Below are 22,641 nucleotides of genomic sequence, written 5' to 3'. Positions count from 1 at the left end.
GTTTTTGTCAAAGTCTTCCAGTTGAGATAGCGGAAGAAGCGGAAAAAACGAGTTGATAGCATTTAATGTAGTCGTGGCAGCTACGATTCATTCCACCATCTGCCAAAACTGATAGATTCGTCTAGCGACGGAAGATAGATTTGCGAGTTGCTCGTGATTGGTGGCTAGTGCCTCGACTCAATTCTAGCCACTAGCCACCAGCCACTAGTCACTGATAACTGTTAAAATCCCATGACTTTTGCTACCGAGTCCAATGTCGGCTCAATGCCTTGCTTAAACGTATTTTGGCTGTGGTTGATGGCTGTGTCTGGGTCTTTCAAGCCGTTTCCGGTTAAAACGCAAACAACGGTTGCACCACTAGGAACTCGATCTTTCACCTTGAATAATCCAGCCACAGAAGCAGCGCTGGCGGGTTCGCAGAAAATGCCCTCTTCGGCAGCGAGAAAACGGTATGCGTCCAAAATTTCGGCATCGCTGACAGCATTGAATTCTCCCGCACTAGCTGTTTGTACCGCGATCGCTTTTTGCCAGCTGGCGGGGTTGCCAATGCGGATAGCTGTAGCAATTGTCTCAGGGTGAGTTACGGCTTGTCCCGTGACTAGGGGAGCAGCGCCAATTGCTTGAAATCCCATCATTTTAGGTAAGCGATCGCACTTCCCTAGACTATGATATTGACAAAATCCCATCCAATATGCAGTGATGTTTCCTGCATTGCCTACGGGAATGCACAACCAGTCGGGGGCGTTGCCTAAATTGTCAACAATCTCAAATGCTGCGGTTTTCTGCCCTTCTAAACGATAGGGATTGACCGAATTCACCAAATTCACTGGATAAGTCTCTGCCATCTGGCGCACAATTTCTAGGGCGCGATCGAAGTTGCCTTTGATTGCTAGTATTTCTGCTCCATACAGCAAAGCTTGTGCTAGTTTTCCTAGAGCGACGTAGCCATCGGGAATTAAGACGAAAGCTCGCATTCCGCCGCGTCGCGCGTAAGCTGCTGCTGATGCTGAGGTATTGCCCGTACTGGCACAAATGACAGCTTTGGCTCCGGCTTCTTTTGCCTTGGAGATTGCCATCGTCATGCCTCGGTCTTTGAAGCTACCCGTGGGGTTCAATCCATCATACTTAACGAGTACGCGCACCTGTCTGCCAATTTGAGCCGCGATCGCAGGGGCGGGAATTAGGGGTGTGTTCCCCTCTAATAAAGTTACAACTGGAGTTTGGTCGGTAACAGGCAAATATTGCCGATATGTTTCTATCAGTCCAGACCAATTTTGGCAATTTGATGATGTATTAGCAGACAGGCTTAGAGTCACGGGTTCGGAATGCAACAGATTTGGAATGCAAAAAGGGTAGTTTTTATAACCAAAAAGCTATCCTGCACGAGGCAGAGGTAAAGCTTCTTATCTCTAGTCTAACCTGATGGTAGCTGCTTCACATCATCAACTTCCAATTGCCAGTTCTAAAACCGCCACAGTTTAATTTTGTGGTCGCCCCCAGATCGATATAGAATATTGGAATCGGTGTGAGTAGGCAAATATAACTACTGAGTTTCAGATGTCAACCAGTTCATCAAGTGTAACCCGCGCTCAAGTAACAATTGGCTCTTATCAGGCTGCGATCGAAAGCTCGGATGCATCGACTCACAGCACTCCAGCAAGAGAGATCAAAAAACCACCTTACCAGCAAGAGCGGCTGGTCGAGTTTTTCCAGCTCAAAGCAGAAATCGAGTCGCTGTTGGAACATTTACAAAGTATGAAGCAGCAGAACTCGGAATTGTCAGAAGAGTTAGCAGTTACAGAACGCCTGTAGTTTCAAACCTGTAGTTTCAAGATTGCGTATTTGCCATTTGGCAAACGGGCGAGGAATCAATATTTCTCGTTCCTTCGTCATATACGTGCTTGTTCAGTATGCTGTTAGGGTAATTTGCGTTAGATTCATAGAAAAGGTGGATGTGGTTGAACGAAGTACCTACGCTCATATCGTTGCTAGGTAGCGCGATCGTTTTTTCTAGCGTAGTCTTGATAAATCAAAGATTTAAGAGTTGTTAGTTGTTAATTGTTAGATAACTGGTTACTGGTCACTGGTCACTGGTCACTGTCAAATGCGATCGCTTGCTGAAATTAACGATAAAATTAGCCGCAAACATGCTGTTGTCTTAACGGTAGAAGAATTAAAAGCACGGGTGGTAGAGGTAGGCATTACCCAAACAGCCAAAGAAGTTGATGTCGTCACCACTGGCACATTTGAGCCAATGGAGTCTTCGGGAGCGATAATTAACCTGGGGCATACCGATCCACCAATTAAAATTCGACGCTGCTGGTTAGATGGCGTACCCGCTTACTCTGGTTTCGGGGCGGTGGATTTATATTTAGGCGCAACGCAGGCAGCTGAAGCCGCAGACGGGGAAGAATCTCGCCTGAGTGTCAGCGAACCTAAAACGCAGATAGTTAAAGGTGGCGGACACGTTATTGCTGACTTAATTGCTGGTAAAACAGTCCAGTTGCGTGCTGTAGGACAGGTAACGGATTGCTACCCCAGAGCTAACTTTGAAACAACAATTAGCCGCGAGACGATCAATCAGTTTTATTTATTTAATCCCCGCAATCTCTATCAAAATTTTATCGTTGGTGTCAATGGTGGCGATCGCCCCTTGTTTACCTATCTCGGTCCTTTGCAACCTCGCTTAGGCAATGCGGTTTATTCCAACCCTGGCGCTATTTCCCCTTTATTCAACGACCCAGACTTGCAACTGATTGGCATCGGTACGCGCATATTTTTAGGTGGCGGTGTTGGTTACATCGCATGGGAAGGGACGCAGCATTTTCCCCTCCAAAAACGCTTACCGAATCAAACCCCCATCGGTCCCGCCGCCACTTTAGCTCTGATCGGCGATGCCAAGCAAATGAATCCTCAGTGGGTGCGCGGTTGTTATTTCAAAAGCTACGGTCCTTCTTTGATGTTGGGTGTGGGCGTACCCTTACCAGTTTTAACTGAAGCAGTCGTCGCTAACTGTGCCGTGCAAGATAGAGATCTGGTTGCACCGATTGTAGACTTTTCCATCCCCCGCCGCGTGCGTCCGACTTTTGGGCTAGTTAGCTACGCTCAACTCAAATCTGGACGGATGGCGATCGATGGTAAGTCTGTCAGAGTTGCTCCCTTGGCAAGCATAGCCTTATCGCGGCAAGTTGCCAGGGAGCTGAAACAATGGATTGAGGCTGGAACATTTACCCTCACCGAACCAGTTGCACCGATTCCTCAAGAACGTTCCTTCCTCCCTCAAGATCGGTGGACGGAGTTTTAGTAGGGGTATTTAGCAAATCGTCAAATTTCAAAGTGCTATGCCGCTAGTACAAAATCGACATCATTTGTACCGCTGGTTTCCGACTGTCCCGATTTAATTTGTTTGCCATTGACTTCAATCACAAAAGGCGTGTTCGCTAATTCGAGATTGTAGTCAGTTTTCTGAGCAGTGTATCCCACACTGGCAATCATGTCACGACCTTGACCCGTGTAGATAAAAGCCAGCATTTGATTTTTTTGCTGTTTGTTATCGTAAGCCCAAATCACCATGTATTGCTTACCCTGATAATCAAATACTTTTGGCGGGCGATTAGGCGTGTAACGACCAGGAGTACCAAAACTTTTATCGAGAAATGCTTGAACGGAACTGGGTTCTACAGTTGCGTAAGCCACTTCCTCAGCCGAGGTTGCCTCAGCATCGCCTTGGTTGGCATCTACGACTTCTTCTTGACCGCGATTCTTGAAATAGTCAACCGCTACTTTAGTGCCAATTGCGCCAACAGCAGCGACTCCAGCGCCGATTAGTAGGTTACGAAGTTGATTGCTCATGATTTCTTTGATAATCTACTGCGATCGCGATAAATACTATCAGACTGTTGGTAGATTACAAAACCGTGGCATCTATCTTAGGATGTATCTTAACTAATTGGTAATTGGTAATTGGTAGTTGGTAGTCGGTGTGGCGCTGTTTCTGGTGTGGACTAATTCTGTAGCGAGTTGAATTGCGGCTTTCATGCTAGTTGCATCAGCAATACCTTTGCCAGCAATATCAAAAGCCGTGCCGTGATCGGGAGAAGTGCGGATGAAGGGAAGACCGATGGAAGTATTAACAGCGCGATCGAACGCCATTAGCTTAACTGGAATGAGTCCTTGGTCGTGATAAAGTGCCAAGTATGCATCAGCAGGATGGTAATTGGTAATTGGTAATTGGTAATTGGTAATTGGTAGTTGCTCCTCTGCCCCTTTGCCCCTAGTCTCCTCTGCTCCTAGTCTCCTAGTCTCCCCTGCTCCCTGCCCCCTGCTCCCTAGTCCCTTCCCATACCACGCCATCCCTGGCTTAACCCACATAGTATCGGGTGGTAGCAAGCCTTCTAATTGAAGATTGGGGCGATTTTGACGTTCTGTTTCTAACCAAGAATTTAACCAGTCAACTTCTTCTCGTCCCAGTTGTCCCTGCTCGCCACTGTGAGGGTTTAAACCCGCGATCGCAATTCTTGGTTGTTCTACGCCAAAATCCCGTTGTAAGCATTCCACTAGCAGATCTAGCTTGCGAGTCAATAATTGCGGTGTGAGTGCCTCTGAGACTTGGCGCAAGGGGATATGGGTGGTTGCAAGGAGAGCGCGTAGCGTCCAGCCAGTATGAGGCGATCGCGCGACGAATAGCATCCCAAATCGTTCGACTCCAGCTTTTTCGGCAAGTAATTCTGTTTGCCCTGGATAATCGTATCCTGCGGCTTTCCATGCTGATTTGGCAATCGGTGCTGTCACGATCCCGTGAAACTCTCCTACCAGAGTTCGGGCGATCGCAGTTTCTAAATAAGCAAAACTCATCGCTCCGCTAGCTGCATTACCCGTACCCTGCTTGACTGCGCCTACCATTTTCCTCACAACTTCCACCTCAAGAATGTTCAACTCATCTGGGTGGACATAACTATCTAGCGGGCAATAGGGGCTTTGACGCAATCGATCGTATGTATCCAGCAAGACTTGCTTGTTACCAACCACCGTAATTTGACAAGCTGCCCATAATTGTCGGTCTGCCAAGGCTTTCAAAATTACCTCCGCACCAATTCCCGCCGGATCTCCCATAGCAATTGCAATACGGGGGCGATCGCTTGTTTTGTAGGTTGTCGTTGAGATATCCATACTAGCGGTGCATTAGTCATTTGTGAGTGGGTAGTGGCTAGTGGTTAGCAGCTAGTGGGCTAGCATCTAAATTCTTCATCTAGATTACTAGTCACTAGTCACTAGCCACTGAGAGCTGATAACTGGTGAGTGTCCAAGCCAAGCGCGAATTGTTTTAAAATACTTTACACTAGGCTCACTGTAATCTTGAGCAAGCAACACGTTAGGAGAATTATCGCCATGAGCGAAATGTTTACTGCTGCTATCTTATCCTTCAGCTTAATCTTCGTCGGTATAGTTCTAGGTTATCTCCTACTCAAGATTCAAGGAGATGAAGAAGAAGCTCTGTAGTCGGGAGTTGGGAGTCGGGAGTCGGGAGTCGGGGGACAAGAAAGACAAGTAGATAAGTGACAACTTACCAACTCTCGCCTCTCGCCACTTCTTTTCACGACTCACTAATTTTCGTAACCTTTCTTAATAAACCGATTTTTGTTACCATTCTTTTAATAAAGCTTAAGAATCGTTACTAATCCCTCATGAATATCTTGATTGTCGGTGCTACTGGCACCTTGGGAAGACAGGTAGCTCGTCGTGCTCTCGATGAGGGGTATAAGGTGCGCTGTCTCGTCCGCAGTCAAAAAAAAGCTACCTTTTTAAAAGAATGGGGCGCTGAGCTTGTCTCTGGCAGCCTCAGTCAACCGGACACTCTACCAGCCGCTCTGGAAGGGATGGATGTGGTGATTGACGCTGCTACAGCAAGAGCAACAGATAGCTTGAGTATCAAGCAGATAGACTGGGATGGTAAGGTAGCGCTGATTCAGGCAGCAAAAGCTGCTGGTGTCGATCGCTACATTTTCTTCTCTATTTTAGAAGCAGAGAAATATCCCCAAGTGCCTCTGATGGAAATCAAGCGCTGTACGGAGCTATTTTTGAGTGAAGCGGGGATGAATTATACTATCCTGCGGCTTTGTGGCTTCATGCAAGGCTTGATCGGTCAGTACGCAATTCCGATTTTAGAGGGACAAGCAATTTGGGTGACGGGTGAATCTTCTCCCGTTGCCTACATGGACACCCAAGACATTGCCAAATTTGCCGTTCGCGCTCTCTCCGTACCAGCAACGGAAAAACAAACTTTTCCTGTAGTTGGTTCCCGCGCTTGGAGTGCAGAAGAGATAACGAGTTTGTGCGAGCGATTGACTGGAAAACCAGCAAAAGTGTCTCGTTTGCCAGTCAACTTTTTGCGCACGATGCGGCACGTCACGCGGTTCTTCCAATGGGGATGGAATGTTGCAGATCGTTTAGCATTTGCTGAAGTACTCGCAACTGGCGTACCTCTGACAGCTCCTATGGATGAAGTCTATCAGACCTTTGGGTTAGATCCCCAAGAGACGACGACTTTAGAAAGCTACTTGCAAGAATACTTCGGACGGATGCTGAAAAAACTCAAGGAATTGGAATACGAAAAAAACAAAACTAAGAAAAAAACAGCCAAAATCCCCGTTAAAAAGAGTAACTAGTACCATTTGGTCATCAGTCATCTGTCACAGCTCATGAGTGTTAAACAATTGACGAATGACAAATGAGTAGGGCGTAGACACCCGAAGGGTGGCTTCTCGAAGAATAGCCCTTCCCGAAGGGTATGACAAGTAACGAAAAAATGTGCAACGATCTAGCTAAAGTGCTGCAACCTTGACTACAAACGTGCCGAAAGCAGGCATTATTTATAACGACGTTAAACCCATAGCACAGCGGGTTGCTACTGAGCTGAGTGATAAACTCATCGCTGCTGGCTGGGATGTTTGTATGACAACTGGCGTGGGAGGAATGTTAGGGTATTCTAATCCCGAAAGTCCTGTCTGTCACACCCCTATTGAAGGACTGACACCACCTGGTTTTGATTCTGAGATGAAGTTGGCGTTCGTGCTGGGTGGAGATGGTACGGTGCTTGCGGCAGCGCGCTTGGTCGCTCCGAGTGGCATTCCCATGCTGTCTCTCAATACGGGTCACATGGGCTTTTTAACCGAAGCTTACTTGAATCAATTGCCCCAAGCATTGGAAAAAGTTTTAGCAGGCGAGTACGAAGTTGAAGAACGAGCCATGCTAGTCGTAAAAGTTTTGCGTGGCGAAGGCGTACTATGGGAAGCTCTATGCTTAAACGAAATGGTGCTACACCGAGAACCATTGACGTGTATGTGCCATTTTGAAATCGCTGTAGGTCGTCATGCGCCAGTCGATATCGCAGCTGACGGAGTGATCGTCTCTACGCCAACTGGTTCGACCGCTTATTCGCTGAGTGCCGGAGGTCCCGTTGTCACCCCAGGAGTACCAGTACTGCAACTCGTACCCATTTGTCCTCATTCTCTGGCTTCGCGAGCATTAGTGTTTCCCGATAGCGAACCTGTGACAGTCTATCCCGCTGGCGCGACGCGGTTAGTTATGGTGGTAGATGGCAATGGCGGCTGCTATGTCTTTCCAGAAGACAAAGTATACTTGGAACGATCGCCCTACTCGGCTAAGTTCGTTCGCCTGCAACCGCCAGAGTTTTTCCGCATTTTACGAGAGAAATTGGGCTGGGGTTTACCTCACATTGCAAAACCAACTTCGGTAGAATTACCTTAAATGGTTAATTGTTAATAGTTAATGGTTAATTGCCGTTGGCAATTAACCATTAACTATTAACCAATGACAAACTATGAACGAACATCGCCCTTGTGTATTAGCGATCGTGCCAGATGAAAGCTTGGCGGCGCAGTTAAATTTAGATCTGCGAGAATCTGGCTACGAACCGATTGTAGTTCACGACGCTGCAACGGGAATCGATCGCAGTCGCGATCGCCAACCAGATTTAATCGCGATCGATCGAATGTTGGGGGTAGAATCGGGATTGACAGTCTGTACTGGTTTGAGGCGGATGGGTACGCACGTACCAATATTAGTCTTGATGGCGCGCGATACAGTTGACGATCGCGTTGCTTGTTTGGAAGCAGGAGCAGATGATTACTTTCTCAAACCCTACCGCACGGAAGATTTTTTACGGCTCGTTCGGCTCTATTTGCATCCCGATCCTGCTGGTACAGAACAGTTAAGATTTGGAGATTTAGTTTTAGATCTGGCAACTCGTCGAGCTTTGCGCCACGGACGTGCTATTGATTTAACAATGAAAGAATTTGAACTGCTTAAGTATCTGATCGAGCATCCTAGAGAAATCTTAACGCGCGAGCAAATTCTGGAAAATGTTTGGGGTTATGATTTTATGGGCGAATCTAACGTGATTGAAGTTTACATTCGCTACTTGCGTCTCAAGCTCGAAGATGAAGGACAAAAGCGATTAATTCAAACCGTGCGCGGTGTTGGATACGTGTTGCGAGAAGCTTAGTGAGAAGTCGTAAGTGACTGATAACTGTGTAGAGACGTTACATGTAACGTCTCTACACTGATAACTGATAACCAATGACCGCTCTATGAATCAATGGCTGGGAATAGTAATAAGTTTTCTGTTGCTAGGATGTACGCCGATAATCGCCACAGAACCAATGCATGTAGTTCAAGCGCCAGCAAAAGAGGTGAGAGGACAAAACTTACCAATTTCAGCTTATGCCACGATCGCGGGACGGAGGTTTGAGTTAGAAGTTGCGAAAACACCACAGCAGCAGCAAACCGGATTAATGTATCGTACGAGTTTGGCAGATAACCGAGGTATGTTGTTTGTCTTTGAGTCGCCGCAACCAACTCGATTTTGGATGAAGAATACTCTAATTCCCCTCGATATGATTTTTTTACGGGAAGGACGAGTCATAGAGATCGCGGCTGATGTTCCTCCGTGTAAAACGACGACTTGTCCAACCTACGGCACTGATACCGAAATCGACAAAGTTCTCGAACTCCGCAGTGGAATGACGGCTCAAATTGGCTTGAAAGTCGGCGATCGCGTTGAAATTCAGTATCTCAATTGAGCATAACTCAAACTATGCCAACGCTGGCTTTGCTGTTAAGAGCAACCACAGACAAGCTAGAACTAAAATAAGAATTCCACTAACTATGCGCAAAAGCAGTTTTGCAGCTATTTTTGTGTTAGGCGATCGCATGGCAAAATCCAGTTGTTTTAACACATTCGAGCTTAAATATAAATTCAATTCAGTAGCGAATCATTGTCGATTATTGTGCTGGCAAGCAGTAAGAATGCGGCGATCGTTGTCAGTAATATTTTGTAATTGATAATAGTTTTGCAACCCTACTGCATAGGGAGATGATATTTGACTGTAATCATCTTCTATTTGTGAATTACCTACCGCAGCTACTTGTGCCGCATCAGCTTCAGAAGTAGCATCTGCGGCAACTGTTACAGATAGTCGATCTGATTTTAGAGAACCTTCAAAACAGCTAAACTCTGACTGTGGTAAATACAATGCTCCAGTCACTTTACCCTGTTGCATTTCAAAGATCATATACTCTTGTCCGAGCTGATTTGTTTGGGGTGATTGACCGTATAAATATATTCCGTCTGCTGTTGGTAGCTTTCCTTTGGAATTGAGAGCGCTATCTTTTTTGGCAATTTTAACCGGAGTGGATGTCACTCTTGAAGCGAGGGGATCGAGCTGGCGATCGCTACTGGTAGCTGCTGTAGGATCGAGCGCTATAAATGTTACTACAGCAGATAGCACAAATTTTAGCTGCCCGAGTTTATGATTGAAGCGATCGCAAATATAACAAATAGAATTCTTCACTGTGCCTCCTTTAAGGGGCTTCTATATATAATATTGGCAGCAGCTATTAAAGAAAATATAGATAATTACTAACCGTCACTGGTTCTTTCAAAGGTCTGAAATTTCTTTCCTGCTAGGTATAACTAGCAAACAAGGGAATTCAATTCAAAACCTTTACCAGTATGAGTTTGACTTACGTTTCTACTTTCTTCATACAGACAAAAATGCCTCCTGAATCCGGGAGGCGTTCTTGCTATAGAGCGAATATTTGTTTGTAGAGTAAAGATTTTACAAGCACGTACAACCTTTACATGGGATGAATACTGTTAACTATACTAGCGCCACCTAAATAGATTGTAATCTAAATTACAAACAAAAGCACTAGTACGTGGAGACAGAGATAGGGGCGGGTTTAGTCAATCAATCGACCACCAAAGCCGTCAATTTTTGCTCAAAACCCGCCCGTACAGAAGTCAAAAGTCAGCAGGCTAAAAATCTACAGAGGCACGATACACTGCGCCTCTACTAAATTTAGCTGGCGATGTATTCTTGCACGTTGGCACGACGACGACGCAGGTGCGCTAAAGCTTGATGTTCGAGTTGTCTAACTCTTTCGCGGGAGAGATTGAGTCTTTCTCCAACTTTAGCTAAAGAAAGTTCATTGCCATCCTGCAAGCCAAAGCGTAGATTCAAGACTTCTCGCTGTTGTGGAGTTAACTCTGACAGCAGGGTATCCAAGTCTTGACGCAAAGATTCCTGAGTCATGTAGTTTTCCGGCGATATGCCGTCATCTTCCAGTAAGTCTTGCAACTCTGTATCTTGGTTGTCGCCGACGCGGACATCTAATGAAACTGGTTGACGGGCAAGGTTAAGATACTCCCGAATCTGGGCTGGTTCTAACTCTAGCGCTTCGGCAATCTCAACCGCATTCGGGCTGCGTCCTAAGGTTTGTGCTAGTTCGCGCTGCACTTTCTTAATCTTGTTAAGTTTTTCGGTGATATGGATGGGCAAACGAATCGTCCGTGCTTGTTGGGCAATGGCGCGAGTAATCGCTTGACGAATCCACCAGTAGGCGTAAGTGGAGAACTTGTAACCGCGAATGGGATCGAATTTTTCGACTCCGCGTTCCAAACCCATTGTTCCTTCTTGGATCAAATCCAAGAATTCCATGTTACGCTTCTGGTACTTTTTGGCGATCGCGACAACTAACCGCAGGTTAGCTTCAATCATCTTTTGCTTAGCCCGCTGTCCCTTACGGATGAGGTCGTTGAGTTCGGCTTCTGACGTGTTGACTTTAGCCGTCCATTCTTCCATAGTTGGTTCGCGGCGTAGCTTCTTGACTAAAGCTTCCTTAGCATCCAGCAGCGCCATCATTTGCTGTACCTGTTTGCCGTAGACAATTTCTTGTTCCCTAGTCAGCAATGGCACGCGCCCGATCTCGCGCAGATAGGTACGTACCATATCAGCCGTGAATCTGGTATTGTTATTTTCGGTGGTGGTTGTGGTGGTGTTTTCGGTGGGCATTTGTGCGTTGTCTACTCCGTAAACAAAACGAATGCTTAATGGCTGGACGGCTGCAAGAAGTAATCAGTTATCCCTACTTGGAGGTTATCCGAGTAAATTGGGATTAACATCTGACGGAAGATGTAGAGACGTGGATTGATTTTAGAAAGTTTCTCCTACCGCCGAGATCGATCGGTTCAGAATTGATAAGTGGTTAGCAAACCCTTAGTCTCTATCTGGGCTTGGCTCCGTTTGCCTATCTCTGCCAATAACTTAAAGTCAGTATGAGTTTACTCTTACTCTCATCTTAGAATAGATCCCAGGTTACGTAAAGCCTTATTTTGGGCTTACACTAGAACCATTCCGGCAATCTCGCGCAGTGTTTCGCTTATCCACTTCGACCAAAAGCATTTTTATTGGGTATGTTATATATGATGACATCACTCCCCCTGCCGCAGGTTCCGGATATCCGAACTGCAACAGATGAAGTTTTGGTGTAGATTCCGAATACATTTTTTTTCGTAGAGACGTTGCAGGTAACGTCTCTACAAATTAAAAACCTAGATCGGCTTTCGCTAGTTCGGCAGCGGCAAAAACTTCGTCATCAGGCTTTTCTTCCCAAGCAACATCGCCGATTTCCGTATAAAATTTCTCGTCATAGGGACGGGTACGAACCACGACTGGCATGGGTACGGCATGACCGATAATGAGAGCTTGTTGCTTAGAATCAAGTTTAGCCAAAACCGATCGCAAGCTTTGCCCTCCAGAAACCCCCGTGAAGATAGCATCAATGTCTTTTTCGTCGTTGAGTAAAGCTGTGATCCGCGTACCGATCTGAGACATCACCTCATTATCAATTCCAGAGGGGCGCTGGTCAACCACTAACAGCGTCACGAAGTACTTACGCATCTCTCTGGCGATGATCCCAAAAATAGTTTGGCGGACGGTGGCAGAATCGAGAAAGCGGTGTGCCTCTTCGATTGTAATCACTAATTGCCGGGGGCGATCGCAAGGATTTTTGGTCTGCAAAAATTTCTCGGCTTGGTGGACGTAATGCTGGTGAATCCGGCGCGAGATCAAATTTGTTGCCAGCATATAAGACAGCATATTCGATTGCGCACCAAACTCGATCACAACGTGCTTACCAGCTGTTAGAGACTCCAATATTTGTTTAATATAATTTTGCGGGCAGACGGGGCGCATATATTTCATGTCTTCTAGGCGGTTCAGCTTACGCTGTAACGCCATAATTGACGATTTGTTACCCCGCTTTTCTTCGCAGAAAAATTGAATTTCCTCGTTTGTCATGCTTAAGAGTTGGCTAATCCAAGCATTGCCAAACTCGTTGCGCAAAATAATCGCATTTTCCAAACTGGCTTCAGACAAATTTAATTCATCTCGCACCAGCATCAAATCTTCAACTTCAATTTGGTCATAGCTGAGGTAAAGTTCCTGCGCATCCCGCACGCCTCGCCGCCTAGTGGATGCGGGGTCGAGGGTATAGATTTGGACTTGTCCGGGGAATAGCTGTCTTAAGCCTTTAACGGTGCTAAATTGCTTGCCTTCGCGCACTGCTTCCCAGCCATATTCCGAGTGCATATCGAAGATCAAGTTGACTGCTGCTTGCTTGCGAATGATGCCGCACAACAGCAAACGGGTGAGAAATGATTTCCCCGTCCCAGACTTACCGAATACACCGTTGCTGCGCTCTACAAAGCGGTCTAAATCGATGCAGATGGGGACATCCATATCCAACGGTTGACCGATGGCAAAATTGCGGCGGTGGGGGTCATCTTCCCAGCCAAAGACAGCGCGGAAATCTCGTTCGCTAGCATCATACACCTGGCTGAAGTGGCGAGGAATTGTTTTAACTGGCATCAGTTCGATACTGCTGCTACTTTGCGGCTGATAAGATGCCAATCCATTTTGCCCGTTCGAGTCGTTTTTTTTGCCTTGTAGAGATACGCCGTTGGTTGTCTCTACATATTCTTCGGGAGTAAACATCAGCATGGGAGCAAGTTCTATCGTCCCATACGTGCCGCTACCAGCTAACACTTCCCGTAAAAAATCATCGTCTGGATGGGGGGGGTTGGCAACAATTCTGTTGCTAGAAGTACCGAGCGATACATCTGTCAGCATACAGAAAAAACGCGATCGCGCCCCTTCAACAACTAGAAATTTACCCACCCGCATATCTTCCACCGAGACATCTGGATGGAGTCTTACTTCTAAGCCTTGACTGAGAGAACCTTGGATAACAGAACCCAAGGGTGGTTGCGCCGAATTCATAGTATTAATGACGGCAAAATTTGCAATTTCCCTTGGCTTATCTTATGTCGAATTTTCGATCGTGGCTACAAAAAGATTGATTGATAGTTTTTTGCCTAGCAAAAAACTATCAACAAAGCTAATCAATACTAATCGAAGTGGGTGCTGAGGGTGCAGTACTGTAGCTGAAGGTAGATTTGCGGTATTGAGCGTAGAGGCGATCGCGCCAAATGAAAAATGGTTCGTATACAATGCTGTCAGCTAATCCTGGGATACCTTTTCCTTTTACGGCTGGCGGCAAGTCGAGGTAAGGTCCATCAGGGAATTTAATCAGCATGGACAAGCCTGCAACAGCTAAATCGGCTAAGCAAGGTTCGTCACCCAGCAAGTAGGGACGTTCTACTAACAACAAACATAGTGCTTCTAGGTCTTGTTTTAAGTCCGTCGTGGCAGATTTAACGCTATCAGGACCAGAACCCACGCCAATTCCTAAAACTTTCAGCACTTCGCTGGGGATGAACTCAACTAAACTTTTGACAATATCGGGAGTCGTCTCTGGAAGGAGAGATTTACGAAAACCTTGGTCTTGGCTAATTGCACCAAATAGCGCTTGACGACTTTTGATCCCAATAGATGAGTCTGCCCATTCCTCCATTATCAGGCATAATGCTCGTTGAACTGGATCGCTGGGAAATAAAGGTCTATCTGGATATTGGCGATCGAGATACTTAGCAATTTCGGTAGAATCTGCTACAAATGTACTGCCATCTTTCAGTACTGGGACTTGTCGCTGTCCCGACATGCGGAATAGTTCTACCTGTCCTATACCTGGTGTGACTTCTATTTTACGGTACTCTAATCCTTTGTAATCTAGAATTAAACGCACCTTTTCTGAGTACTGCGATAGCTCGAATTGATACAGTTCTATCATTTGCCTGCTCCTTGAAACAGTTATCAGTGACTCGTGGCTAGACCAAAACTAAGAATCTAGTCCCCTGCTACCAGTTATCGGTGACTCGTGACTTGTGGCTAGACCAAAACTAAGAATCTAGTCCCCAGTCACCAGCCACCAGCCACTCACTACTTAATAACAAAATAATCCTTCCCCAGCAGAGATTTTGGGGAAGGAAAGTTTAGGTATTTCAAAACTCACAACTTCTTATCGAGTTTTTACGCAGTTCGACGAGTTACCAAGCCCCAGATGAACAGTAAGATGATTGCACCAAGAACGGCGAAAATAATGCTGGGTATGGTTAGTGCGCCTACTCCAGCCGCCGCACCTGCGCTACCCGGGAAGATGACAGACCCTAGCCAGCCCCCTACTAATGCGCCTAAAATTCCGAGAATAATTGTTGCTAGGATACCACCACCTTGATGACCGGGGTAGATGGCTTTAGCGATCGCTCCAGCTATTAGTCCTAAAACAATCCAAGCAATGATGTTCCACATATCATTAACTCCTGTTTCTACTCATCCATCATTTATTCAAGTGCAATCTATCACTTTCAAACTTGTAATTCCCTCTACCTCAGGTAATAACCTAAAGAAATATGAACGCAACAATTAAACTATATAAACTTTTGAGTCTGCTGATATATTCACTTTTAAGAAATCTAAATGCAATCTGTCAAGTGGAGCGATTAAAAATGAAACGAAACACATTAGATTTTAATATTTTGAAATTATTCCTTTGGGATAATAGTATATCTTTTGATATAGTCCCAATTATTCCAGCGATTTTTTAGAAAGGGGTAGCGATCGCGAGTAGCAAGCAGATGGGATCGATATTTTTTAAATGCAATAAATCAAGTCAATCTAGCTTGATAGAAGTGACACTCATGCACGAACGCAATTGAACGAACGCAATGCAAGCTCGAATATCTTTTTTCCACTTTTTATTAGAGGTACACTAGCGAGCTGACTCAAAATGCCTGTTAATAGCAAAGTCTCTATAACGAGCCATTCTTAAAAATCCCCGCTGACCCAAAGCCTTTCGCAGAGTGGATGTTTGTGCAGTTTGTCAAAAAGATCGGAGAATGTTATAAAACTTAAGATTCTCGGAACACGACAAAGAAACGATAGTCTAACAATTCTTGGAGCAATAGAGGAACGCAACAGTGAGAAAAATTCCAAGTCACACTATTAGTCACACTAGCTTAATGTGCAATAAGACGCTCAAGCTACTAGCAAGCCTGATAGGAGTTATAGGAGCTAGTATCCTCATCGGACTTCCTGTGGAAGCGCAACAGTCGAGTGGAGGAGCAACTAATCCCAGACCTAGTATTTTCAACGAACCCCCTTACAACCGTCGTACTGGTACGCCACCCACAACACCGACTACACCCCCATCAGAAACTCAGCCACCAGAAACAGCGCCTAGTCCTGTGACTCCTGCACCAGGAGCAACTGAGCCTTCAACGGAGAACTTAGTGGCTCTAGCCGCCGCTAATGACTCCTTTAAAACCTTGACAGCAGCTCTCAAAGCAGCAGGTTTGACAGAAACTCTTTCTGGACAGGGACCATTCACTGTGTTTGCGCCGACAGATGCAGCTTTTGCTCAATTACCTCAAGATGCCTTGCAAGAGTTGTTGAAACCTGAAAATAAAGATATTTTGGTCAAAATCCTGACCTACCACGTAGTACCAGGTAATGTCACATCTAGCGACTTAAAATCTGGGGAAGTCAAGACAGTAGAAGGGGGTGCTGTAAACGTACAAGCCGATCCCAGCAAGGGTGTGTCTGTGAACGATGCTAGTGTAGTGCAACCCGATATTAAAGCGAGTAATGGTGTCATCCACGCGATTGATAAAGTGATGCTACCTCCTGACTTGTAAGAAGTCAAAAGTCAAAAGTTAAAAGTCAAAATGGGAAAGCATTAAACTGATGGCTTGTGGTTGCTTTTTGCTTTTGAGTCAAACGAGCAACAACTGATAGGATAATCTTGTAATTCCGTTCAATTTGAAATTGAACGGATTTTTATTACCATTTATTATTTATGGCGATCGCACTTAATTTATAGGCAATCTCTCGTTCAGGAAATTACAACCGTAGATGGACGCGATCGATAAAAATGACAAATAACAAATGACAAGTGACAAATGACAACCAGCCTTTGTATCATTGTTAAAAATGAAGAAATAGCGCTACCTCAGTGTCTCAATAGTGTTAAAGATGTTGTAGAGGAAATAGTTGTTTTAGATACTGGATCTAGCGATCGCACGGTAGAAGTAGCTCGGCAATTTGGGGCAAAAATATATCACTTTAACTGGTGTAATGATTTTAGTGCAGCTCGAAATGAGGCACTTAAGTACGTGACTGGTGACTGGGTTTTAGTACTAGACGCAGATGAGATTTTAGTACCAGAAATTATCCCGAACTTACAACAGGCAATGGACGGCGATCGCTTCTTGGTAATTAATTTACTAAGGCAAGAAGTTGGTGCAGTACAATCACCTTACTCTCTAGTCTCTCGTTTGTTTCGCCGCCATCAAGATATCTATTTTGCGCGTCCCTATCACGCCATGATTGATGATAGCGTTACGGAAATTCTTCGTCGCGAAACCCACTGGCAAATTGCTAACTTAGATCGGGTTGCTATCTTACACTATGGATATCAACAACAGCAAATTGCACAAAAAGATAAGTTCGTCCAAGCTGAGAAGATCATGTCAGGCTTTTTGGCTAGTCATCCTGACGATCCTTATGTTTGTAGTAAGTTGGGAGCTTTATACGTACAAACAGGAAAAGTTGTGCCAGGAATTGAATTATTAGAACGAGGACTGAAATCTGCGGCAAACAATAAGGAAATTTTGTACGAACTCCACTATCATTTAGGACTTGCTTATAGTTACGAGCGCCAAATATCGCTGGCAATTGCATCATATCAAACAGCAGCTCAGTTAAATGTATCCTCCTTTTTAAAAATTGGTGCTTATAACAATTTAGGGAACTTATGGCAAAAAATAGGAAACTTACCTCAAGCCAAGTCTAACTATTTAAAAGTCTTACAAATCGACCCTAATTTCACTTTAGGTTACTACAATTTAGGTATTACTTTAAAGGCAATGGGACAATTTGTAGAAGCGATAGCAGCTTACGAACGCGCCATTCAACTCAATCCTGAATATGCCCAAGCTTATCAGAATTTAGGAGTCGCATTACTGAAACTAGGGCAGGTAAGAGAAAGTTTAGCAGCATTTCAACAGGCGATCGCACTTTACGAATCGAGCAATCCTGCTGTAGCAAGGCAATTGTCCCAAAAATTACAGGAAATGGGATTTTAGTCAACAGTGAGTAATGGTAAGAGAAGAAGTCGTAAGTTGTAAGTCGAGATTAACTGCTCCCTGACAACTGATACCTGATAACTCTACCCTAAGATCCTACCCAAGTACTAGAGAAATTAACTAGCGTGATGGTATTGTTTCCAGTACGGGAAAATTGAAATGACAACAGATATTTCTTCTAACAGTAACAAAGGTATCGATCGCTCTTTGCTCGTCGGCATACTACTCACTATTTTCGGAGTTATTGCGATCGCTTTACCTGCTGTCTCGACAATATTTTTTGAGACTTGGGTAGCACTGATTTTAATTAGTTCTGGAGCTGCTAAGCTATTTTATGCGTTTCAGACTCGCAACGATGGGGGTTTTGCTTGGAAGCTCGTGTTGAGCATTCTGTATATCGCTACAGGTATAATGCTGTTTGTTTACCCCTTAACAGGTGTATTAACGCTAACTTTACTGCTGGGTAGTTTCCTACTCGCGGAAGGTGTCTTTGAAACTATTCTTGCTCTCCGTTTGCGTCCGCAACAAAACTGGACTTGGGTACTCGGTGACGGTATTATCACCTTAATCTTAGGTGGGATGATTTGGTTTCAGTATCCCTTCGATGCACCGTGGATAATTGGTACTTTAGTTGGTGCTAGCATTTTGTTTACAGGGATTTCACGGGTAATGCTGTCGCTAAGCGGACGTTCGAGCTTAGATAGAACTAATCAACCAACTTCAGCATAAACTGTTGCATTTTCAATAGCGTCGTCCGCACTACAAAAGCTGAGGCTGATGAAACTTTCAATTTCTTCTCGCAGAGCAGCTGCTATGTTAATTACCATTGCAGCTGCAATTCTTTCTGGCTGTAATAATCAATCTGGTGAGTTAACGAATAATACCAAAAGCTCACCTAATCCGAATACTGCACCTACATCTACTACATTAGATCGAAAGAATACAGCACAAAAAACAAGTTGTGCTGATGGTAATCCAATCAAAGGGATTAATAGCAAAAGATTAGGAAAAATTGCTCTCACTCCCCAATCTCCCGTATACGATAAAGTCGAACCGTTAAGGTGTTTTCCTAACACATTAGCAGCACAAGAGGCAGGTTATACAGTTCCCAAATAGATGACATATGCTAAATAGTTTGGAACTGCGTTGGTTTATTTCAGGAGAGTTACCTTTAGAGGTTTCCTCTTGGTTTGAGCGAGATAAATTAGGCGGACAATTGCAAGCACCAGAAACAAGAGAAGACGTGTATCTCTACGTTCCTGAATGCGAATATATGGGATTAAAATTGCGCCAGGGACGTTTGGAAATTAAGTGGCGACAAGCAGAATTAAAGAGTTTGCATTTTGAACGGGTGGAGGGTAAGTTAGAAAAATGGGGCAAATGGTTGTGTGAAGATCCAACCACTGAAAGTTTTCAACCAAAGCATGTATTGAGCCAAAAATCTTGGGTGAGGATCGGTAAAGTGCGATCGCAACGTCTGTATGACGGTTGTGCCTTAGAACTCACTCAGTTAACTATCCAAAATAATGCCTGGTGGAGTCTGGCTTTAGAAACCTTTGGAACAGAACCACAGAAAATGGATAAACTACAAAGTATATTTGAGTTGATAGGTACAACTTACACTGGATCGCAGTTAAAAGTTCAAAAATCTTATGCTTATCCTAAATGGATAGAAATAGCAATGACGCATTAGATAAATAAAGTTAAAAGTTAAAAGTCAAAAGTTAAAATTGAGGAGACAGTTGATGGTTATCGATCGCTGCTCGCGTACTCCCTTGCATCACTGACAACGTGTAGAGACGTTCCATGTAGCGTCTCTACACTGATAATTGATAATCGGTTACGTCTTTTCTACGAAAGTAATATCTAATAAATCTTCTTGAAATGCGATCTGACTGTTATATTGTTCGATCAGGCTACTCAGAGAAACTTGAGTCCGATCGCGAATAATAACTGCATCATTTTCATTGCGCGATCGCTGGAGAGAAACACCTTCTAGCCAATCTGCAAGATTACCGCTATAACCGTCAGCGACAGCTTTAAGATAATCTGTACAGCGCCGAAATAACTTTGGTAGAATTAATTGACCGTTGGGAGGAGTAATAGAATCGAAGTCTACTAATCTGAAAATACTAGTACTATCTGCTGCCCATACTCCTAAATCTTTTTCCCGCGCTGCTAAAGCTGCTTCCCGTAGGACTTGACGATGCGATCGCGGTGTAGAAGTATAAACAGTATAATAAGCTCTGCCCTCAGCCATCATTAGAAAGTTAAGAGTTTGTCGCAAAAGTTCTGGTTCAACTTGCGTCCAGTCTCCATTTTCTAGCTTTGCGGCATTCTTTCCAATTAGTGCATAAGATATAGGTCGTCCGTTGACATCAGCTGCCTGAGTTAAAATAACTCCAGATATAGTATCAGGATCGGCAGATTGGACGCGATCGCCTTGAAATTCGATCTTGGCAAAACCCATCTTTTTGAGGAGAAAATCGCGGGTTTCGTCTCCTAGAGGTTGGGCATACCTGCCATAATGTACTTCTGGAGCATCTATACCTTCAAATCGCAATTGAACGCTGCGATCGCGAGAAGGTTTAATTCGATAATTACGTTGGAGTTCTTGATATAACTCTGGATCGTCAGCAATAAAGCGTACAGAATCTCCGTCTGGTTCTTTGCCTGCAATGACAAATTTACCTTTGATAGTGAGATAAAAAGGTGATGTCATGCAAACTGTCCTCCATATGAATGCTGCTAGCCAATTAGTGTCTCAGACTAGCAGCGATAGATTATGGACAGATTATCGATAGTTTGTCTTTGATAAGTTCGATGGGATTTGCTTGATTCAGAATTCTCTGCTCCACTTATTTAGAATTATCTGGAAACTCACCCATCCACAGCATTGCCTCAGAAATATTAGCATCTTTAGCAACAGCAGGACGAACTTTTTCGTACAGTTCGGGATGCTTCTGTGCCAATTGAGTTTCGTTCAAATTTGCATCCAACACCGTGCCATCTGGGGAAATAACGGAGTAGATTAATCCTTGGGAACCAGAAGTAATCTTGACAATGCGATCGCGCAATTCTAGCTGAGTAATTATTCGCCGATTCTCTGCCTGTGCTGTAGTAGAAAGCACGCTAATGATCAGGAGAGCTAGAGTTATAAATGAGACTGGGCGCATCATCTCGTCTCCAAAATAAAATTCTGTGAAGCTCTGCCTACAAAAATAGCATAGTACCGGAACGAGCTAGGAAGCCGAACAGTTGAAGCGATCTCTATCCGAACCTTCAAACAACTTCAAGAAGACGTTATTCGCTGCCAGTTGTACGTAAAGTCTACCCAAACGAGCAGCATATCGCCTCTGCCAAAAACTGGCTCTTTCACGGTTAAATTCTCTGTCATTCATAGTATTCTCGATAACAATCATAAATATTTTGCGTGCGAAATTTTCGTTCCCTTAGGAAAAGTAAGCAACTATCTGTTTGTTATTGCTTAACTTAAATTCTAAGTATGACACCTCCGATAAGTCTTCCTACTGCGGTTACAGTTTTGGAAACGAGATGTGTCATTCGTCACTAACCATCTGTCATTCGCCGAGTCACAAAGACAAATGACAGACAACCCATGTATTCAATTAAAACTGTCGCAAAAACCGCAGATCGCTACTGTAAAAGCGACGAATATCGTCGATTTGATGGAGTACCATTGCCAACCGTTCCACACCCATACCAGCGGCAAAACCCGTGTAGACCTCTGGATCGTAGCCTACTGCTTTCAACACGTTCGGATCGATCGCGCCGCAACCCATGACTTCCAACCAACGCCCTTTCCATTGCACGTCTACCTCAGCCGAAGGTTCGGTGAAGGGGAAATAACTCGCACGGAAGCGGATCGGCACGTCACCAAACATTTCTTGTAAGAATATTTGGATCGTACCTTTAAGGTCGGTGAAAGTTATGCCCTCATCTACGGCAAAAAATTCTATTTGATGGAAAACTGCGGCATGGGTAGCATCTACAGTATCCCGCCGATAGCAGCGACCTGGAACCACAATTCGCACGGGCGGCTCGTTGTCTTCCATATAGTGAATTTGCCCGTTTGATGTATGAGTCCGCAGCAAGTTTCCATCGGGGAGATATAATGTATCCTGCATATCCCGTGCTGGATGGTCGGGTAAGAAATTCAGTGCCTCGAAGTTGTAGTAATCCGATTCGATTTCCGGTCCCGTCGCTACGGTGTAACCCACACCGACGAAAATATCAATAATTCTGTCAGTAGTACTGTTGAGGGGATGGGCGTGACCGAGGGGACGAAAAACCCCAGGCATAGACACATCTATAGTTTCAGATTCTAATTTCGCCTGGAGTCGGGCTGCTTGAAGCTTTGTACGTCGGTCGTCTAAATTTGCTTGTACCGCTTCTTTAACGGTGTTGGCGATCGCGCCAAATTGCGGACGTTCTTCAGCTGAGAGCTGACCCATTTGCCGCATAATTGCAGACAATTGACCTTTCTTGCCTAAGTACGCTACTCTAAGTTCTTCCAATCGCTCCAAATTATCAACAGCAGCGATCGCGGTTTGCGCTTCCTGTCGTAGCGTTTCTAGTTGAGTGACTAAGTTACTAGGCTGTTCGGTCATGCTCTTTTAGCTGCTAACAATTATAAAATGTCTAACTGCGTCTATTCTATCAGTGTAAAGCAGTTATCAGTGATTAGTGACTAGTGGCTAGTGACTAGAAAAGAG

At 44.7% G+C, this 22,641-nt stretch carries 25 protein-coding genes; 12 read left to right on the top strand and 13 right to left on the bottom strand.

What is annotated here, in order from left to right:
- Nucleotides 1–221: 221 nt before the first annotated feature.
- Complete coding sequence (thrC, locus tag C7Y66_RS08025) at nucleotides 222–1,316, bottom strand: threonine synthase (RefSeq protein WP_106545152.1); 1,095 nt, start codon at nucleotides 1,314–1,316, stop codon at nucleotides 222–224.
- 241 nt (nucleotides 1,317–1,557) lie between these two features.
- Here thrC and C7Y66_RS08020 point away from each other — a divergent pair, with 241 nt between their 5' ends.
- Nucleotides 1,558–1,812 carry a hypothetical protein gene (locus C7Y66_RS08020; protein WP_015154097.1) on the top strand — a complete coding sequence of 85 codons (255 nt, stop codon included), beginning with the start codon at nucleotides 1,558–1,560 and terminating at the stop codon, nucleotides 1,810–1,812.
- 292 nt (nucleotides 1,813–2,104) lie between these two features.
- Nucleotides 2,105–3,304 carry a homocysteine biosynthesis protein gene (locus C7Y66_RS08015; protein WP_015154098.1) on the top strand — a complete coding sequence of 400 codons (1,200 nt, stop codon included), beginning with the start codon at nucleotides 2,105–2,107 and terminating at the stop codon, nucleotides 3,302–3,304.
- Between the two features lie 35 nt (nucleotides 3,305–3,339).
- On the opposite strand, the gene C7Y66_RS08010 is transcribed toward C7Y66_RS08015, so the two are convergent.
- Nucleotides 3,340–3,852, bottom strand: coding sequence for a hypothetical protein (locus C7Y66_RS08010; RefSeq protein ID WP_015154099.1), 513 nt, complete (start codon nucleotides 3,850–3,852; stop codon nucleotides 3,340–3,342).
- Nucleotides 3,853–3,945: 93 nt separating this feature from the next.
- Nucleotides 3,946–5,169 carry a 4-hydroxythreonine-4-phosphate dehydrogenase PdxA gene (gene pdxA / locus C7Y66_RS08005; protein ID WP_106545151.1) on the bottom strand — a complete coding sequence of 408 codons (1,224 nt, stop codon included), beginning with the start codon at nucleotides 5,167–5,169 and terminating at the stop codon, nucleotides 3,946–3,948.
- A gap of 219 nt (nucleotides 5,170–5,388) precedes the next feature.
- Here pdxA and C7Y66_RS08000 point away from each other — a divergent pair, with 219 nt between their 5' ends.
- The 5 genes from C7Y66_RS08000 (at nucleotide 5,389) to C7Y66_RS07980 (ending at nucleotide 9,101) form a co-directional block, all read left to right on the top strand.
- On the top strand, nucleotides 5,389–5,499 hold the full coding sequence (locus C7Y66_RS08000; protein ID WP_106545156.1) for a PetM family cytochrome b6-f complex subunit 7: 111 nt from the start codon (nucleotides 5,389–5,391) through the stop codon (nucleotides 5,497–5,499).
- Between the two features lie 185 nt (nucleotides 5,500–5,684).
- Nucleotides 5,685–6,665: an SDR family oxidoreductase gene (locus tag C7Y66_RS07995; RefSeq protein WP_106545150.1), complete on the top strand. Its 981-nt coding sequence runs from the start codon at nucleotides 5,685–5,687 to the stop codon at nucleotides 6,663–6,665.
- Between the two features lie 184 nt (nucleotides 6,666–6,849).
- The gene (locus tag C7Y66_RS07990) at nucleotides 6,850–7,767 is read left to right on the top strand and encodes an NAD(+) kinase (protein ID WP_106545149.1); all 918 of its coding nucleotides are present in this window, start codon (nucleotides 6,850–6,852) and stop codon (nucleotides 7,765–7,767) included.
- A 73-nt stretch (nucleotides 7,768–7,840) separates the two neighbouring features.
- Complete coding sequence (nblR, locus tag C7Y66_RS07985) at nucleotides 7,841–8,524, top strand: response regulator transcription factor NblR (RefSeq protein WP_106545148.1); 684 nt, start codon at nucleotides 7,841–7,843, stop codon at nucleotides 8,522–8,524.
- An 85-nt stretch (nucleotides 8,525–8,609) separates the two neighbouring features.
- Complete coding sequence (locus C7Y66_RS07980; RefSeq protein WP_106545147.1) at nucleotides 8,610–9,101, top strand: DUF192 domain-containing protein; 492 nt, start codon at nucleotides 8,610–8,612, stop codon at nucleotides 9,099–9,101.
- A gap of 12 nt (nucleotides 9,102–9,113) precedes the next feature.
- On the opposite strand, the gene C7Y66_RS30950 is transcribed toward C7Y66_RS07980, so the two are convergent.
- The 6 genes from C7Y66_RS30950 to C7Y66_RS07955 all read right to left on the bottom strand — a co-directional run bounded on the left by C7Y66_RS30950 (nucleotide 9,114) and on the right by C7Y66_RS07955 (nucleotide 15,071).
- Entirely contained in the window at nucleotides 9,114–9,257 is a 144-nt protein-coding gene (locus C7Y66_RS30950; RefSeq protein ID WP_158265885.1) for a hypothetical protein, read from the bottom strand.
- Between the two features lie 36 nt (nucleotides 9,258–9,293).
- Nucleotides 9,294–9,872 (bottom strand): hypothetical protein, encoded by a 579-nt coding sequence (locus tag C7Y66_RS07975; protein WP_106545146.1) that lies wholly within the window; start codon nucleotides 9,870–9,872, stop codon nucleotides 9,294–9,296.
- 510 nt (nucleotides 9,873–10,382) lie between these two features.
- Nucleotides 10,383–11,375: an RNA polymerase sigma factor, RpoD/SigA family gene (locus C7Y66_RS07970; RefSeq protein ID WP_015154107.1), complete on the bottom strand. Its 993-nt coding sequence runs from the start codon at nucleotides 11,373–11,375 to the stop codon at nucleotides 10,383–10,385.
- A gap of 531 nt (nucleotides 11,376–11,906) precedes the next feature.
- Nucleotides 11,907–13,643 (bottom strand): ATP-binding protein, encoded by a 1,737-nt coding sequence (locus tag C7Y66_RS07965; protein WP_106545145.1) that lies wholly within the window; start codon nucleotides 13,641–13,643, stop codon nucleotides 11,907–11,909.
- Nucleotides 13,644–13,761: 118 nt separating this feature from the next.
- Complete coding sequence (locus tag C7Y66_RS07960) at nucleotides 13,762–14,553, bottom strand: glutathione S-transferase family protein (RefSeq protein ID WP_106545144.1); 792 nt, start codon at nucleotides 14,551–14,553, stop codon at nucleotides 13,762–13,764.
- A 239-nt stretch (nucleotides 14,554–14,792) separates the two neighbouring features.
- On the bottom strand, nucleotides 14,793–15,071 hold the full coding sequence (locus tag C7Y66_RS07955) for a GlsB/YeaQ/YmgE family stress response membrane protein (RefSeq protein ID WP_106545143.1): 279 nt from the start codon (nucleotides 15,069–15,071) through the stop codon (nucleotides 14,793–14,795).
- A 710-nt stretch (nucleotides 15,072–15,781) separates the two neighbouring features.
- Here C7Y66_RS07955 and C7Y66_RS07950 point away from each other — a divergent pair.
- The 5 genes from C7Y66_RS07950 to C7Y66_RS07930 all read left to right on the top strand — a co-directional run bounded on the left by C7Y66_RS07950 (nucleotide 15,782) and on the right by C7Y66_RS07930 (nucleotide 19,598).
- Entirely contained in the window at nucleotides 15,782–16,456 is a 675-nt protein-coding gene (locus tag C7Y66_RS07950) for a fasciclin domain-containing protein (RefSeq protein ID WP_106545142.1), read from the top strand.
- 264 nt (nucleotides 16,457–16,720) lie between these two features.
- Entirely contained in the window at nucleotides 16,721–17,905 is a 1,185-nt protein-coding gene (locus C7Y66_RS07945; RefSeq protein WP_199197304.1) for a tetratricopeptide repeat protein, read from the top strand.
- Nucleotides 17,906–18,064: 159 nt separating this feature from the next.
- On the top strand, nucleotides 18,065–18,634 hold the full coding sequence (locus C7Y66_RS07940) for an HdeD family acid-resistance protein (protein ID WP_106545141.1): 570 nt from the start codon (nucleotides 18,065–18,067) through the stop codon (nucleotides 18,632–18,634).
- A 48-nt stretch (nucleotides 18,635–18,682) separates the two neighbouring features.
- Nucleotides 18,683–19,021: a hypothetical protein gene (locus C7Y66_RS07935; RefSeq protein ID WP_146149753.1), complete on the top strand. Its 339-nt coding sequence runs from the start codon at nucleotides 18,683–18,685 to the stop codon at nucleotides 19,019–19,021.
- A 7-nt stretch (nucleotides 19,022–19,028) separates the two neighbouring features.
- Nucleotides 19,029–19,598, top strand: coding sequence for a hypothetical protein (locus C7Y66_RS07930; protein ID WP_015154115.1), 570 nt, complete (start codon nucleotides 19,029–19,031; stop codon nucleotides 19,596–19,598).
- Between the two features lie 147 nt (nucleotides 19,599–19,745).
- Here the strand turns inward: C7Y66_RS07930 and C7Y66_RS07925 are convergent, their stop codons facing one another.
- The 4 genes from C7Y66_RS07925 to pheS form a co-directional block, all read right to left on the bottom strand.
- Complete coding sequence (locus tag C7Y66_RS07925; protein WP_106545139.1) at nucleotides 19,746–20,627, bottom strand: thermonuclease family protein; 882 nt, start codon at nucleotides 20,625–20,627, stop codon at nucleotides 19,746–19,748.
- Between the two features lie 136 nt (nucleotides 20,628–20,763).
- Entirely contained in the window at nucleotides 20,764–21,084 is a 321-nt protein-coding gene (locus C7Y66_RS07920; RefSeq protein WP_106545138.1) for a hypothetical protein, read from the bottom strand.
- Between the two features lie 63 nt (nucleotides 21,085–21,147).
- Nucleotides 21,148–21,327: a proteinase inhibitor I4 serpin gene (locus tag C7Y66_RS07915; RefSeq protein WP_106545137.1), complete on the bottom strand. Its 180-nt coding sequence runs from the start codon at nucleotides 21,325–21,327 to the stop codon at nucleotides 21,148–21,150.
- A gap of 207 nt (nucleotides 21,328–21,534) precedes the next feature.
- Complete coding sequence (gene pheS / locus C7Y66_RS07910) at nucleotides 21,535–22,536, bottom strand: phenylalanine--tRNA ligase subunit alpha (RefSeq protein WP_106545136.1); 1,002 nt, start codon at nucleotides 22,534–22,536, stop codon at nucleotides 21,535–21,537.
- Between the last annotated feature and the right edge of the window lie 105 nt (nucleotides 22,537–22,641).

The organism is Chroococcidiopsis sp. CCALA 051 (assembly GCF_003015105.1).
In the GTDB taxonomy this organism is placed as follows: domain Bacteria; phylum Cyanobacteriota; class Cyanobacteriia; order Cyanobacteriales; family Chroococcidiopsidaceae; genus Chroococcidiopsis; species Chroococcidiopsis thermalis.
The sequence above is the reverse complement of the archived record's forward strand: the minus strand, read 5'-3'. Positions and strand labels throughout refer to the sequence as shown.